This is a genomic window from Burkholderia sp. Z1, assembly GCF_014893795.1.
Taxonomy (GTDB): Bacteria; Pseudomonadota; Gammaproteobacteria; order Burkholderiales; family Burkholderiaceae; genus Burkholderia; species Burkholderia theae.
The window spans coordinates 1,942,147-1,957,122 of record NZ_JACFYL010000002.1 but is presented as its reverse complement, the minus strand read 5'-3'; the positions used below and the strand labels follow the sequence as shown (position 1 = coordinate 1,957,122).

The following is a 14,976-nucleotide window of genomic DNA, read 5'->3' as shown; positions in this document are numbered from 1 at the left end:
TCGTGCGGGTTCTCAAGAAAACGCCGGGCCGCCCCAAGTTTTCTTGACCCCCTCGGGGGGCCTGGCGCGAAGCGACAGGTCTGGGGGCGCTCAGAAAGTGACGGCGATCCCGGCCATGCCGACGAACTGGCCGTGCGTCGTCGACGGCGTGAGTTGCTGCGAATCGCCGACGATCGGCGCCGCGTCGATGACGTGGCCCGCGCCTTGCGCGCCGAGCGTCTGCCCGCTCGAATGCGTGTACGCCTGCAGTGCGTAGAGCGTCGTGCGCTTCGACAGGCTGTACGACTCCTTCAGCGAATACTGCTGGTAACGGGCCGCGTTCGGGACGCCGTTCGCTTTCGACGCGAGCGTGTACGCGAACGCGCCGGCCACCGAGAACGCCGGCGTGAAGCGGTACGCGGCGAGTGCGCCGTAGGTGTTGAACACGGCCGTGTCCGTGAACGCGGAGCCGTTGCCGGGCAGGTACTTCACGTTCGAATAGTTGACGCCCATCGTCAGGTCGCCGAGCGTGTAGTTGCCGGCTGCCGCGACCTGCTCGACAGCCTTCGCGGTCAGGTAGCCCTGGTTCAGCACGGACACCGCGAAGCTGCCCGACGGCGCGGTGGCCGGGTTCAGGAAGCCGGCGGACGAGCCCGAGCTGTTGATGCGCAGGTAGCCGGCCGCGATCCCGATCGGCCCGTTCGCGTAACGCAGCGCGGCGCTGAACGTGTTGCCCTTGCCGGTCGCGCCGGCAATGCCGCCGAAAGCGTACATCGCGCTCGCGCTCAGCCCGCCGAAGATCGGCGACGTATAGGTGACCGAGTTGTTCACGCGGATCGTCGTGTCGAGGCCGTCGATGTCGCCCGGATGTGCGCCCGTCGCGCCGGTCAGCCAGCTGCTCGACGCGTACGGGCCGACGAACAGGAAGTAGGGCGTGTACTGGCGGCCGGCCGTCACCGTGCCGTAGTGATCGTTGCGCAGGCCGACGAATGCCTGGCGATTGAACATCGTGCCGGCGGCGGCCTGCGCGCCGGTGTTCAGGTTGAAGCCGGACTGCAGGTCGAAGATCGCATGGGTGCCACCGCCGAGATCCTCGTCGCCGCGCAGCCCGAACTTCGATGCATACAGGTTGCCGTCGCGCATGTAGATGTTCGAATGGCCCTGCTGGTTGTTCACGTACGCGAGCGAATCGTCGACGACGCCGTACAGCGTGACGCTGCTCTGTGCGCGGGCGGCAGTCGAGCCGAGCGATGCGGCCGATAAAATAAGGATTGCAAAGCGGTTGACGGGTACTTTCATTATCGATCTCCAGATCTCTTCATCAGTTCAACGGGGCGGGAGGCTTGGCGACCTCCTCTGTGGCGGGCGGCGGGCCGCGCGAACGGCCCGCCTGATCGGTACAGTGTGACGTATCAATCGTCGAGCGTGACGACGATGCGGCGCCATGCGCCGTCCTGCGCTTCCTGCTCGACGCGTGCGCCGCGCACGGCGACCAGGCCTTGCAGCGACGCGGGCAGCAGGATTTCGACGTGGTCGGCCGGGCGGCCCGGGCGGCCGTCCCAGCGCACCGACACGCCGAGCGTGCCCGACGCCTCGCGGCCGGTTTCGATCCGCCACAGTCCGTATTCGCCGTCGCGCCACGCTTCCGTCTCGCCGTCGTCCTCGACGCATTCGCCGTACGCGACGCCGTCCTCGATACGCGGCGCGACGATGAAGCCGCGCGTGTCGGCGCGTGCGCCGAAATGCTGTTCCGCGACGTTCAGCGGCAGCACGCGGCCTTCGCGCAGCAGCATCACCGGCGTGTCGAGCGGCGCGGGCAACGTCACGCTCGTACCGCCGTCGAACGACCGCGCGCTCGCGCAGCACATCCAGCGCGCGCCCGCCGGCAGGTAGACCGTGCGTTCCGTGTGGCCGGGTTCGACGACCGGCGCGACCAGCAGCGCGTCGCCGAGCATCATGTCGTCGCACTCGTCGTAGCAGCGCGCATCGCCGGGGAAATCGGCGAAGGTCGGCCGCAGCACGGGCTCGTAGCGCGTCGTCGACAGCCACAGCAGGTGATAGAGGTAAGGCAGCAGCCGGTAGCGCTGCTTGATCAGCGACGCGACCTGCGCGGTGACTTCCGGATACATCCACGGTTCGTTGACGGTGCCGTCGTCGTTCCACGAATGGATGCTGAAGCGCGGCATGAAGATGCCGAACTGCACCCAGCGCAGCAGGAGTTCGGGCGACGGCGCGGGCCCGGAGAAGCCGCCGATGTCGTGGCCGATGTTCGATACGCCCGACAGCGCGAGCCCGAGGCCCATCTTCAGGTTGTAGCGCAGCGTTTCCCACGACGTGTAGTTGTCGCCGGACCACGTCTGCACGTAGCGCTGCATGCCGGCGCCGCCGGAGCGTGACACGAGGAACGGCCGCTGTGCCGGCGCATGCGCGCGCTGCGCTTCGCGCGACGCTCGCATCATCAGCATCGTCTGCAGCACCTTCGCCTCACGCGCGGGGAACGGCTGGCCGAAGCCGTGCGCGATCGCGTCGGGCGACCAGATCTCGTATTCGTTGTTGTCGTTCCAGGTCGACTCGATCCCGTATTCGAGCAGGGCCGACGTGACCTGCTCGCGCCACCAGTGGTACGCGTCGGGCTGCGTGAAGTCGAGATACGCGCCGACCTCGTCCCAGAACTGCACCCACGCGGGTTCGCCGGACGCCGAGCGGATCAGCAGCCCGCGCCGGGCGGCATCGTCGAACGCGGGATGGTCGCGCAGCAAGCACGGCTTGATGTTCGCGCACAGGCGGATGCCGTGGTCGCGGTAGTGCTTCACGAAACCCTTCGCGTCGGGAAACTTGTCGCGGTTCCAGTTGAACACGTAGCGCTTCGCGCCGATCGACGTATAGCCCGACGACAGGTGGAACGAATCGCACAGGATGTCGTGCGCGTCGCACTGCTCGACGAACTGGTTCATCTGCTGCTGCGCGTCCGGCGCATCGGTGTAGCTCATTGTCGAGCCCGAGTAGCCGAGTCCCCATTTCGGCGTGCGCGCGGGGCGCCCGGTGAGCCACGTGAAGCGCCGCGCGGCCGCGAGCGGCGTGTCGGGCGACGCAATGAAGTAGTAGTCGAGATCGCCGTGCTCGGCGACAAAGTAGCGGTACGGGCCGTGATAGTTGTCGAGCTCGCGGCCCATGTCGAACGCGCAGTCCGACAGCGTGTCGTAGAACAGCCCGAACCCCTGGCACGCGTCCGGCGACCACGTGATGTAGAACGGGATGTGCTTGTACAGCGGGTCGGTGTGCTTCGCGCTGTAGCCCATCGCGTCGATGTTGCGCATCTCGAAGCGCGCGCCGGTGTGGTCCAGGTCGCCCGCGCGTTCGCCGAGACCGAACACCTTGTCGCCGCGCTCGCGAGCGACGTAGTGATACGCGCGATCGTCCCACCAGCCGAAGTTGTACGCCTGCGTCGAGCGGTCGGCGAGCGCGACGCGCCACGTGCCGTCCGCGCCGCGCATCGACCACGTGCAATGGCCGCCTTGCCAGCGCACCGCGAGCCGGATCCGCGCGGTTTCGATGCGCAGGCCGTCGTCGTCTTCGGCGAATTCGTAGGCGGGCAGCGCGAAGCCGTCCAGGTCGAGGCGGTCGCGCCCGTCGAGCGGCACGTCGTCGAGGCCAGGCGCGATCGTCCAAGTGCGCGGGTTGCGTGCCGTCGCATCGGGCAGCACGCGCACACGCACGATGTCGTCCTCGAGCACGAAGATCTCGAGGGTCGCGCCCGCATCGGACGCGAGCAGCACGCGGTTCGCGTGCCGGCCGGCGATGCGGAACACGGGCGGATGAAGAAGCGAGGTCATGAATGCGATTCCTGGTGAGAGCGAATGTCAGGCGTGCCGTGCGAGCAGGCGTTCCTGCTTCGACTGCCCGCGGATCAGCACCGCGAGCAGCGTGACGCCGATGATGTCGAACAGGCCGAGGCACGCGAACAGCGGCGCATAGCCGATCTTGTCGGCGAGCGCACCGACCAGCAGCGAGAAACCGAGCCCGCCGATCCACGCGGCCATCCCGGCGAAGCCGCTCGCGGTGCCGACTTCCTCGGGATCGAACACGTCGGCCGACAGCGTGTTGACGAGCGCGGAGATCATCTGGTGCGCGAAGCCGCCGACGCAGAACAGCGCAATGGCCGTGTACGGCGACGACACGAGCCCGATCAGCGCCGGACCGAGCATCAGCACCGCGCCGAGCGCGACGCCGGCGACGCGCGACCAGATGAGCGGCAGGCTGAACCGTTTCGCGAGATACGGCGACAGGTAGCCGCCCGCGATGCCGCCGGCATCGGCCGCGAGAAACGGCATCCACGCGAAGATCGCGATCTGCGTGAGCGGCATGTGGCGCTCGGTCGCGAGGTACAGCGGAATCCAGAAGCTGAAGGTTTGCCACGCGGGTTCGGCGAAGAAGCGCGGCAGCGCGATGGCCCAGAAGCGCCGCGCGGTGACGACGTCGCGAATGCGGCGCTTCGACACGGGCGGCATCGTCGCCTGGCCGTCGCGGATCAGCGCGCGCTCCTGCGGCGTGATGCGCGGATGATCGGCGGGCGACCGGTATTGCGTGTACCACAGCGCGGCCCACACGAACCCGAGTGCGCCGGTCGCCATGAACGCGGCCTGCCAGCCGAACCGCATCGACAGGAACACGACGAGCGGCGGCGCGATCGCGGCGCCGAGCGACGTGCCCGCGTTGAAGTAGCCGACCGCGACGGATTTCTCGCGATCGGGAAACCATTCGGCGACGGCCTTCATGCCCGACGGAATCGCGGCGGCCTCGAACAGCCCGAGAAAACCGCGCAGGATGCCGAGCGACAGCCAGCCCGACGCGAAGCCGTGCGCGACACCCACCACGGACCACAGCATCGCGAACAGCGCGAACCCGAGCCGCAGCCCGATCAGGTCGACGACGAACCCGCACACGGGCTGCATGATCGTGTAGCCGATCTGGAATGCGCCGACGATGTACGAGTACTGCTGCGTCGAGATCGCGAATACCTGCTTCAGCTCGGGGGCGAGCACCGCGAGGGAGTTCCGTGCGAGGTAGTTGAGAATCGTGCCGAGACATACGAGCACGATGATCCACCAGCGCAACGCCTTGACTGTCTTCACTGCTGTCTCCTGTTGGGCAGGGCGGGCATGCGCACCCGCCTGATCCATGCAAGCCGTCCGGTCAGGCCGGCTTTATCGGCTTATTCATACGATGTCCGATCTTGATAGGCGCCGGCTTTACCGGTTTATATCGAAATTACGCTGTTCAAGCGAACATTCCGTGGTCGTCAGATGGGGATGTTATCTGACGACTGATCATTTTCGAGCATCCTATGTTCGAATTCGAATCCGGTCAACGTGAATTTGCATTCGAACGAACATGGTCGGGGTTTTCCCGATGCCCGGGTGGTGGCGGCGCGCGGAGACGCACGGCGGTCGCGCGCCGGATGCCCGTGCGGCGGGGCTGTGCGCCGCCCAGGCGATCTGCGGGCGCGGCATGAGGCGCGACAACCCCGGTGAAAATTTATTTTTTTCTTGATCGCTTATTGTGTAAATTCATTTTCATTTACCTTGCAACGACCCTTCGCATGACGCCTCTCGTTTCACACGACGCCAGTCACGACGAACCCGCGATCGCCGAGCGGATCGCGTCGGCGATGCCGTTGATGACGCCGATCCATCGGCGCATGGGCGAGTTCGTGCTCGCGAATCCGTTTCGTGCAGCGACGATGCGCATCGACGAACTCGCGCAGGCCGTGAATGCGTCGATCGCGACCGCGAACCGTTTCGCGAAGGCGCTGGGCTTCGACGGTTATCCGGCAATGCGCGCGGCGCTCGTGCGCGGCTTCGAGGCGACGCTCGGCCCGGTCGAACGGCTGCGTTCCGCGCAGGAGCAGGAACCCGGCGTACGCGGCGCCGCATGGATCGACGCGGTGTTCGACCAGGCCGTCGCGAACATCGAGAACACGCGCGTGCAACTGGATGCAGCCGATGTCGAGGCCGTGGTCGAGGCGATCGTCGGCGCACGGCGCGTGCTGATCCTCGGCGCGGGGTCGAGCGCGTTTCTTGCCGGGCTGATGGAGCACGGGCTGTCCGTGTGCCACGACAGCGTGCAGTCGCTCGCGCTGCTCGGCGGCCCGTCGCATGCGGCGCGGCGCTTGTATACGGCCGACTCGCGCGATCTCGTGATCGCACTCGCATTTCCGCGCTACGTGAAGGACACGATCGAGCTGGCCCGCCGCGCGGCGGCGCGCGGTGCGCAAGTGCTCGGCATTTCCGACGGCCCGCAATCGCCGCTTGCGCCGATCGCGTCGCTGAACCTGTACGTCAAGGCAGAACGGCGCTTCGCGGCCACGTCGGAAGCGGCCGTGCTCACGATGATCGAGGCGCTGATCGATGCGGTCGCGCTGCGCACGCACCGGTCCGCGAAGTCCGCTGCCGAAATGACCGAATTCCTGCTGCCGTGGCTGATGCAGCCGCAAGCGGCGCTGCCGGCCGCCAACCCTTCTTCCTCTCGTCCGAAAAAATCATGACTTCATCCGCGATCGTCGCGATTCACGGTGGCGCAGGCACGATCCTGCGCAATGCGATGGATACCGACACCGAACGCCGGTACCGTGCCGAGCTGACCTCGATCCTGCAGGCCGCGCAGCAGGTGCTGGCCGACGGCGGCAGCGCGCTCGACGCCGTCACCGTCGCGGTGCGGATGCTCGAGGATTGCCCGCTGTTCAACGCCGGGCACGGTGCCGTCTATACGGCCGACGGCACGCACGAACTCGACGCGGCGGTCATGGATGGCGCGACGCTCGGCGCCGGCGCGATCTGCTGCGCGACGCGCGTGCGCAATCCTGTGCTCGCCGCGCGGCGCGTGATGGAAGCGAGCGAGCACGTGATGTTCGCCGGCGCGGGTGCCGATGCGTTCGCGGAGGCGCAAGGGCTCGAATTGGCGGAGCCCGGCTACTTCGATACCGAAGCGCGTCATGCGCAATGGATCAAGGCGCGTGCGGCGGCCGGCCCGATGCTCGACCACGATGCGGCGACGCTCGCGTTCGGCAGTTCGCAGCCGCAGCCGGCCGAACCGCTCGATCCGGATCGCAAGCACGGCACGGTCGGCGCGGTCGCGTGCGACCTGCATGGCCACATCGCGGCGGCGACGTCGACGGGCGGCATCACGAACAAGCAGCCGGGGCGGGTCGGCGATTCGCCGATCATCGGCGCGGGCTGCTATGCGGACGATGCAACCTGCGCGGTGTCGTCGACGGGCACCGGCGAGATGTTCATCCGGCTCGCGACCGCGCATGATGTTGCCGCGCAGATCGCGTATCGCGGCACGTCGCTCGCCGACGCCGCGCACGACGTCGTGATGAACAAGCTGCCGCGCCTGGCGGGCCGCGGCGGGCTCATCGCGGTCGATGCGCAGGGCAACGTCGCGATGCCGTTCAACACCGAAGGGATGTACCGCGGCTACGCGCGCGTCGGCGAAGCGCCGGTCGTCGGCATTTACCGCGACGACGCGGCCTGATTCCGGATCGTACGAGGAGACACGCATGACTTCGAGCCGTAACCCGTCCGGCCTGACGCTGCCCGAGCAGCGCGTGGTGGCCGTCGACGACCTGTCGGTCACGTTCCGCCGCGAAGGCGCGACGTTCGACGCGGTGCGCAACGTGTCGTTTCACGTCGATCGCGGCGAGACGCTCGCGATTGTCGGCGAATCGGGCTCCGGCAAGTCGGTCACGTCGCTCGCGCTGATGCGGCTCGTCGAGCACGGCGGCGGCGCGATCACGAGCGGCAGCATCGCGTTCCGGCGCCGTGGCAGCGCGCTGGTCGATCTGGCGCAGGCGAGCGCTTCGACGATGCGCGGCATCCGCGGCTCGGACATCGCGATGATCTTCCAGGAGCCGATGACGTCGCTGAACCCGGTGTTCACGGTCGGCGACCAGATCAGCGAGGCGATCGCGCTGCACCAGTCGAAAAGCGCGGCCGAGGCGCGCGCGGAAACGCTGCGGCTGCTCGATCTCGTGCGTATCCCGGAAGTGCGCCGCGTGTTCGCGCGTTATCCGCACCAGTTGTCGGGCGGGATGCGGCAGCGCGTGATGATCGCGATGGCGCTGTCGTGCCGGCCCGCGCTGCTGATCGCCGACGAACCGACGACCGCGCTCGACGTGACGATCCAGGCGCAGATCCTGCAACTCGTTCGCGGGCTGCAGGACGAAATGAACATGGGCGTGATCTTCATCACGCACGACATGGGCGTGGTGGCCGAAGTGGCCGACCGCGTGCTCGTGATGTATCGCGGCGAGAAGGTCGAGGAGGGCGAGTCCGATCGCCTGTTCGCGGCACCCGCGCATCGCTACACGCGCGCGCTGCTCGCGGCCGTGCCGCGGCTCGGCTCGATGCAGGGCACCGATGCGCCCGAGAAATTCCCGCTGCTCAAGGTGGATGGCGCGGGCGCCGCGGCGCCTGCGCCTGCGGCGAACGACGTTGCGCATGCCGACGTGCAGCCGCCCGTCGATCACGCGGCACCGCCGATCCTGCGCGTGCGCGATCTCGTGACGCGCTTTCCGGTGAAGAGCGGCGTGTTCGGCCGCGTGTCGCAATACGTGCACGCGGTCGAGCGCGTGAGCTTCGAGCTGCGCGCGGGTGAGACGCTCGCGCTCGTCGGCGAGTCGGGCTGCGGCAAGTCGACCACCGGCCGCTCGCTGTTGCGCCTCGTCGAATCGCAGAGCGGCTCGATTGAATTCGACGGCCGCGACATCAGCGCGCTGAAGGGCCATGACCTGCAGGCGCTGCGCCGGAACATCCAGTTCATCTTCCAGGATCCGTTCGCGTCGCTGAACCCGCGCCTGACCGTCGGCTTCTCGATCATGGAGCCGCTGCTCGTGCACGGCGTCGCGAGCGGCCGCGAAGCGCAGGCGCGCGTCGACTGGCTGCTCGACAAGGTCGGCCTGCCGCCCGAGGCCGCGCGCCGTTATCCGCACGAATTCTCGGGCGGCCAGCGCCAGCGGATCGCGATCGCGCGCGCGCTCGCACTGAACCCGAAGGTCGTGATCGCCGACGAGTCGGTGTCGGCGCTCGACGTGTCGGTGCAGGCGCAGATCGTCAACCTGATGCTCGACCTGCAGCGCGAGCTCGGCGTCGCGTACCTGTTCATCTCGCACGACATGGCCGTCGTCGAGCGCATCAGCCATCGCGTCGCGGTGATGTATCTCGGCCAGATCGTCGAGATCGGCCCGCGCCGCGCGGTGTTCGAAGCGCCGCAGCACCCGTACACGAAGAAGCTGATGAGCGCGGTGCCCGTGGCCGACCCCGCGCGTCGGCATGCGCCGCGCCAGCTCGCGGCGGACGAAATCCCGAGCCCGATCCGCGCGGCCGGCGACGAGCCGGTGATTGCGCCGCTGGTCGCGGTCGGCCCCGATCATTACGTCGCGACGCATCGCGTCGGCGGCGCGTATTGAACGTGCGGGAGGTTGCATATGGACCGCAGCTGCGCACGAGCGAGACAACGGCGGCTTTATCCCGAACTGGGGCAGTCACGCCGCGATTTCCACCACGCGTTACCGAATCATCCACAGGAGCCCAACAAGATGAGCAAGTCGTATTCGTTCCCGATGTTCCGACCGCGCGCGCTGCTCGCTGCGGGTGCAGGCGCGTTCGCGCTGTCGGCCGCGGTACCCGCGTTCGCGCAGCAGACCGCGGTGATGGCGGTGGATTCGACGTTCACGACGATGGACCCGTATGACGCGAACGACACGGTGTCGCAGGCCGTCGTCAAATCGTTCTACCAGGGGCTGTTCGGCTTCGACAAGGACATGAAGCTCGTCAACGTGCTGGCGACGAGCTACGACGCGAGCACCGACGCGAAGACCTACACGATCAAGCTGCGCCAGGGCGTGAAGTTCCATGACGGCACCGATTTCAACGCGGCGGCCGTGAAGGCGAACTTCGACCGCGTGACCGATCCCGCGAACCACCTGAAGCGCTACAACATGTTCCGCGTGATCGAGAAGACCGAGGTCGTCGATCCGTATACGGTGAAGGTCACGCTGCACGAGCCGTTCTCGGCGTTCATCAACACGCTCGCGCACCCGTCGGCCGTGATGATCTCGCCGGCCGCGATGAAGAAGTGGGGGCGCGACATCGCGCTGCATCCGGTCGGTACCGGGCCGTTCGAGTTCGTCGAGTGGAAGCAGACCGACGACCTGAAGGTGAAGAAGTTCGCCGGCTACTGGAAGAAGGGTTATCCGAAGATCGACGCGATCGACTGGAAGCCGGTGGTCGACAACAACACGCGCGCGGCGCTGATGAAGACGGGCGAAGCCGATTTCGCGTTCCGCATCCCGTTCGAGCAGGCGGCCGACCTGAAGGGCAACCCGAAGGTGGATGTCGTCGAGCGGGCGTCGATCGTGCAGCGCTTCGTGTCGCTGAATACGCTGCAAAAGCCGTTCGACAACCCGAAGGTGCGCCAGGCGCTGAACTACGCGGTGAACAAGGAAGCGCTCGCGAAGGTCGCGTTCTCCGGTTTCGCGACGCCGTCCACCGGCGTGGTGCCGCAGGGCGTCGACTATGCGACGAAGCTGGGCCCCTGGCCGTACGACCCGGCGAAGGCGCGCGCGCTGCTGAAGGAGGCCGGTTATCCGAACGGTTTCGAGACGACGCTGTGGTCCGCGTATAACAACTCGACGTCGCAGAAGGCGATCCAGTTCGTGCAGCAGCAGCTCGCGCAGGTCGGCGTGAAGGTGCAGGTGCAGGCGCTGGAAGCCGGCGAGCGCGTCGCGAAGGTCGAGAGCGCGCCGGATCCGGCGAAGGCGCCGGTGCGGATGTACTACATCGGCTGGTCGTCGTCGACGGGCGAGGCGAACTGGGCGATCACGCCGCTGCTCGCCGGCGCGTCGGCGCCGCCGAAGCTCGTCAATACCGCGTACTACAAGAGCGACGCGGTCGACGGCGATCTCGCGAAGGCACTCGAGACGGTCGACCGCACGAAGAAGACCGAACTCTACGGCGACGCGCAGAAGCAGATCTGGGCCGATGCGCCGTGGATCTTCCTCGTGCAGGAGAAGATCGTGTATGCGCGCAGCAAGCGGCTGCAAGGCGCGTACGTGATGCCGGACGGCTCGTTCAACTTCGACGAGATCTCGCTGAAATGACGGCGGTTTGCCCGCCACGCGGCGCCGGCGGCGCAAGCTGCCGGCGCGCTGATTCGATCGGTGCCCCATGCTGAATTTCCTCGTCAAACGCCTGTTTGGCCTGCTGCCCACGCTCGCGATCGTCGCGGTGCTGGTGTTCCTGTTCGTGCACCTGCTGCCGGGCGACCCGGCGCGGCTCGCGGCCGGGCCCGAAGCCGACGATGCAACGGTCGCGCTCGTGCGCGCGGATCTCGGTCTCGACAAACCGATGCCGACCCAGTTCGCGAACTTCTTCGTGAAGATCGCGCACGGCGATTTCGGCATGTCGACGCGCAGCAAGCGGCCGGTCTCGACCGAGATCGGCGAGCGCTTCATGCCGACGCTGCTGCTGACGCTCGTCAGCATGGTGTGGGCGACGCTGTTCGGCATGGCGATCGGGATCGCGTCGGCGGTGTGGCGCAATCGCTGGCCCGACCGCCTCGGGATGACGATCGCCGTGTCGGGCATTTCGTTTCCCGCGTTCGCGCTCGGCATGCTGCTGATGGAGATCTTCTCGGTGAAGCTCGGCTGGCTGCCGGTCGTGCCGGACGGCTCGTGGCGGAGCTACGTGCTGCCGTCGCTGACGCTCGGCGCGGCGGTCGCGGCCGTGATGGCGCGCTTCACGCGCGCGTCGTTCGTCGAGGTGCTGAACGAGGATTTCGTGCGCACCGCGCGTGCGAAGGGCGTGCACGAGCCGATGGTCGTGCTCAAGCACTGCCTGCGCAACGCGATGATTCCGGTCGTCACGATGATGGGGCTGCAGTTCGGGTTCCTGCTCGGCGGCTCGATCGTCGTCGAGGTCGTGTTCAACTGGCCGGGCCTCGGGCGCCTGCTCGTCGATGCGGTGACGATGCGCGACTACCCCGTGATCCAGGCGATCGTGCTGCTGTTCTCGCTCGAATTCATCCTGATCAACCTGACCGTCGACGTGCTGTACGCGGTCATCAACCCGACCATCCGGTTCAAGTGAGGCGCGCATGAACGCGACTGTCCAGACCGCGGCGCCGGCCGCCGCGACCGAGATCCGCACGCCGTGGCGCGAATTCTGGCGCAAGTTCCGCAAGCAGACCGTCGCGCTCATAGCGGGCGGTTTCGTGCTGGCGCTCGTCGTGCTGGCCTTCGTCGGCCCGCACATCGCACCGTTCGATCCGGAGAACTATTTCGACTACGACGCGCTGAACGCGGGGCCGTCGGTCGTGCACTGGTTCGGCGTCGATTCGCTCGGCCGCGACATCTTCAGCCGGATCATCGCCGGCACGCGCATCTCGCTCGCGGCCGGCTTCTTCTCGGTCGCGCTGGGCGCGCTGATCGGCACGTTCTTCGGGTTGCTCGCCGGCTACTACGAAGGCTGGTGGGACCGCATCACGATGCGCGTCGCCGACGTGCTGTTCGCGTTCCCGGGCATCCTGCTCGCGATCGGCGTGGTGGCGATCCTCGGCAACGGGATGGTCAACGTGATCTGCGCGGTCGCGATCTTCAGCATCCCGGCGTTCGCGCGGCTCGTGCGCGGCAACACGCTGATGCTCAAGCACATGACCTATGTCGAGGCCGCGCGCAGCATCGGCGCGTCGGACTGGACGATCATCATGCGGCACATCCTGCCGGGCACCGTGTCGTCGGTCGTCGTCTACTTCACGATGCGGATCGGCACGTCGATCATCACGGCCGCGAGCCTGTCGTTCCTCGGGCTCGGCGCGCAGCCGCCGACGCCGGAGTGGGGCGCGATGCTCAACGAGGCGCGCGCCGACATGGTGACGGCGCCGCATATTGCGATCTTCCCGAGCGTCGCGATCTTCCTGACCGTGCTCGCGTTCAACCTGCTCGGCGACGGGCTGCGCGACGCACTCGATCCGAAGCTGGAGCGTCGTTGATGGCGACAGGCAGCAGATTCGACGGCGCGTCGCGCGGCGGTGTGCTGCCGACCGGGGCGCGTGACACGATCGCCGACGTGCCGGGTGTGACGGTCGGCCATTGCACGCTCGCCGACGGTCCGGTCCAGACCGGCGTCACGGTCGTGAAGCCGCATCCGGGCGACGTGTACCGCAGCAAGGTGCCGGCCGGCGCGGCCGTGATCAACGGCTTCGGCAAGAGCGTCGGGCTCGTGCAGGTCGACGAGCTCGGCACGCTCGAGACGCCGATCGCACTGACCAATACGTTCGGCGTCGGCGCGGTCGCACAGGCGCAGATCCGCGCGGCGATCGCCGCAAATCCGGCCATCGGCCGCGACTGGCCGACCGTCAATCCGCTCGTGTTCGAGTGCAACGACGGTTACCTGAACGACATCCAGGCGTTCGCGGTGACGGCCGCGCATTACGACGACGCATGCCGCGCGGCGTCGCGCGACGTCGCACGCGGCGCGGTGGGCGCCGGGCGCGGGATGTCGTGTTTCGACCTGAAGGGCGGGATCGGCTCGGCGTCGCGAGTTGCCGTGGCGGCCGGCCACATGTATACGGTCGGCGCGCTCGTGCTCGCGAATTTCGGCCGGCTGCCGATGCTGACGCTCGACGGCGTGCCGGTCGGGCGGATCGCTGCCGCGCGCGCTACACGTGCCGCTGCCGCGGTTGCGGCGCCGCCGCCCGAGCAGGGCTCGATCATCATGGTGCTCGCGACCGACGCACCGCTCGACGCGCGGCAACTGACGCGGCTCGCGCGACGCGCAGCAGCGGGGCTGGCGCGCACCGGGTCCGTCTACGGACACGGCAGCGGTGACATCGCGCTGGCGTTCTCGACCGCCGGCACGATCGCGCACGACGCCCGTTACGTTTCGCTACCGGCGTTGCTGGCCGATTCAATGCTCGATCCGCTGTTCGCGGCAGCGGCCGACAGCGTCGAGCGCGCGATCGTCGACGCGCTGCTGCAGGCCGTTACCGTGACCGGCCGCGACGGCCACGTGCGGCAATCGCTGCGCGACGCGGTGCCCGATCTCGACCCTCTGCTCAACGTACATCGTCCCAACTATTCATGAAGATCCTGATTTCGACCGACATCGAAGGCGTCGCCGGCGTGTTCGCCACCGAGCAGACGCGCGCCGGCAATCCGGAATACGAGCGCGCGCGCCGCTGGATGACCGCGGAAGCGAACGCGGCGATCGAAGGCGCGTTCGCGGGCGGCGCGCAGGCCGTCTGGATCAACGATTCGCATGGCGGCTATCGCAACCTGCTGCCCGACGGGCTCGATGCGCGCACGCGCGTCGTGCTCGGCAAGCCGCGCACGCTCGGGATGATGGCGGGCCTCGAACAGCAGCCCGACCTCGTGTTCATGATCGGCTATCACGCGAAGTCGCAGACGCGCGGCGTGCTCGCGCACACGATCAACAGCTTCGCGTTCACGCAGGTGTGGCTGAACGGCGTCGAGCTCGGCGAAGCCGGGCTGTACGGCGCGCTGGCGCGTGAATATGGTGCGCACGTCGTGCTCGCAACGGGCGACGACGTGTTCGCGGAGGAAACGCAGCCGCTGTTTCCGGATGCGCGTTTCGAGACGGTCAAGACGGCCGGCGGCGCATCGAGCGGCGATACGCTCACGCCCGCCGCGTCGTGTGCCCGCATCGCAACCGCCGCGCGCGAAACGGTTGCGCAGGCACTGTCGTCCGGTCGCCGCGCGGGCGCGCATCGGCCCGCGCCGGCTGCGTGCACGCTGCGCGTGCAGACGGCCGCGCTCGCCGACCTGTTCTGCGTGCTGCCGTCGCTCGAACGTGTCGACGCGGTGACGCTGCGTTTCGACGGGCCTTCGGTCGAGCACGTGGTGCGCACGCTGAACAGCCTGTCGGCGATGTCGTTCATGCTGCGGTGATGCGTGCCGCAACGAGGCCGCTTGTGCGCGGC

At 67.8% G+C, this 14,976-nt stretch carries 11 protein-coding genes; 8 read left to right on the top strand and 3 right to left on the bottom strand.

The window, feature by feature from the left end; all coding sequences use genetic code 11:
- Positions 1–90: 90 nt before the first annotated feature.
- From H3H55_RS25750 to H3H55_RS25740, 3 genes are all read right to left on the bottom strand, one after another.
- The gene (locus H3H55_RS25750; protein ID WP_193100755.1) at positions 91–1,278 is read right to left on the bottom strand and encodes a porin; all 1,188 of its coding nucleotides are present in this window, start codon (positions 1,276–1,278) and stop codon (positions 91–93) included.
- A gap of 113 nt (positions 1,279–1,391) precedes the next feature.
- Complete coding sequence (locus H3H55_RS25745; RefSeq protein ID WP_193100754.1) at positions 1,392–3,812, bottom strand: glycoside hydrolase family 31 protein; 2,421 nt, start codon at positions 3,810–3,812, stop codon at positions 1,392–1,394.
- A gap of 27 nt (positions 3,813–3,839) precedes the next feature.
- A complete protein-coding gene (locus H3H55_RS25740; RefSeq protein WP_129517168.1) occupies positions 3,840–5,111 on the bottom strand; it encodes an MFS transporter in 1,272 nt (423 codons plus the stop codon).
- 467 nt (positions 5,112–5,578) lie between these two features.
- Here H3H55_RS25740 and H3H55_RS25735 point away from each other — a divergent pair, with 467 nt between their 5' ends.
- From H3H55_RS25735 to H3H55_RS25700, 8 genes are all read left to right on the top strand, one after another.
- Positions 5,579–6,523, top strand: coding sequence for a MurR/RpiR family transcriptional regulator (locus tag H3H55_RS25735; protein WP_129517169.1), 945 nt, complete (start codon positions 5,579–5,581; stop codon positions 6,521–6,523).
- Positions 6,520–7,512, top strand: coding sequence for an isoaspartyl peptidase/L-asparaginase family protein (locus tag H3H55_RS25730; RefSeq protein WP_193100753.1), 993 nt, complete (start codon positions 6,520–6,522; stop codon positions 7,510–7,512). The genes H3H55_RS25735 and H3H55_RS25730 overlap by 4 nt, the downstream gene beginning before the upstream one ends.
- A gap of 25 nt (positions 7,513–7,537) precedes the next feature.
- Positions 7,538–9,445: a dipeptide ABC transporter ATP-binding protein gene (locus tag H3H55_RS25725; RefSeq protein ID WP_193100752.1), complete on the top strand. Its 1,908-nt coding sequence runs from the start codon at positions 7,538–7,540 to the stop codon at positions 9,443–9,445.
- 129 nt (positions 9,446–9,574) lie between these two features.
- The gene (gene gsiB, locus H3H55_RS25720; protein WP_193100751.1) at positions 9,575–11,137 is read left to right on the top strand and encodes a glutathione ABC transporter substrate-binding protein GsiB; all 1,563 of its coding nucleotides are present in this window, start codon (positions 9,575–9,577) and stop codon (positions 11,135–11,137) included.
- A gap of 67 nt (positions 11,138–11,204) precedes the next feature.
- Positions 11,205–12,125, top strand: a complete 921-nt coding sequence (gsiC, locus tag H3H55_RS25715) for a glutathione ABC transporter permease GsiC (RefSeq protein ID WP_048245480.1) — start codon at positions 11,205–11,207, stop codon at positions 12,123–12,125.
- 7 nt (positions 12,126–12,132) lie between these two features.
- Positions 12,133–13,026 carry a glutathione ABC transporter permease GsiD gene (gsiD, locus tag H3H55_RS25710; protein WP_193100750.1) on the top strand — a complete coding sequence of 298 codons (894 nt, stop codon included), beginning with the start codon at positions 12,133–12,135 and terminating at the stop codon, positions 13,024–13,026.
- Positions 13,026–14,120 (top strand): P1 family peptidase, encoded by a 1,095-nt coding sequence (locus tag H3H55_RS25705; protein WP_193100749.1) that lies wholly within the window; start codon positions 13,026–13,028, stop codon positions 14,118–14,120. Before gsiD ends, H3H55_RS25705 begins: the two co-directional genes overlap by 1 nt.
- Complete coding sequence (locus H3H55_RS25700) at positions 14,117–14,944, top strand: M55 family metallopeptidase (RefSeq protein ID WP_193100748.1); 828 nt, start codon at positions 14,117–14,119, stop codon at positions 14,942–14,944. Before H3H55_RS25705 ends, H3H55_RS25700 begins: the two co-directional genes overlap by 4 nt.
- The last annotated feature ends 32 nt before the right edge of the window (positions 14,945–14,976 follow it).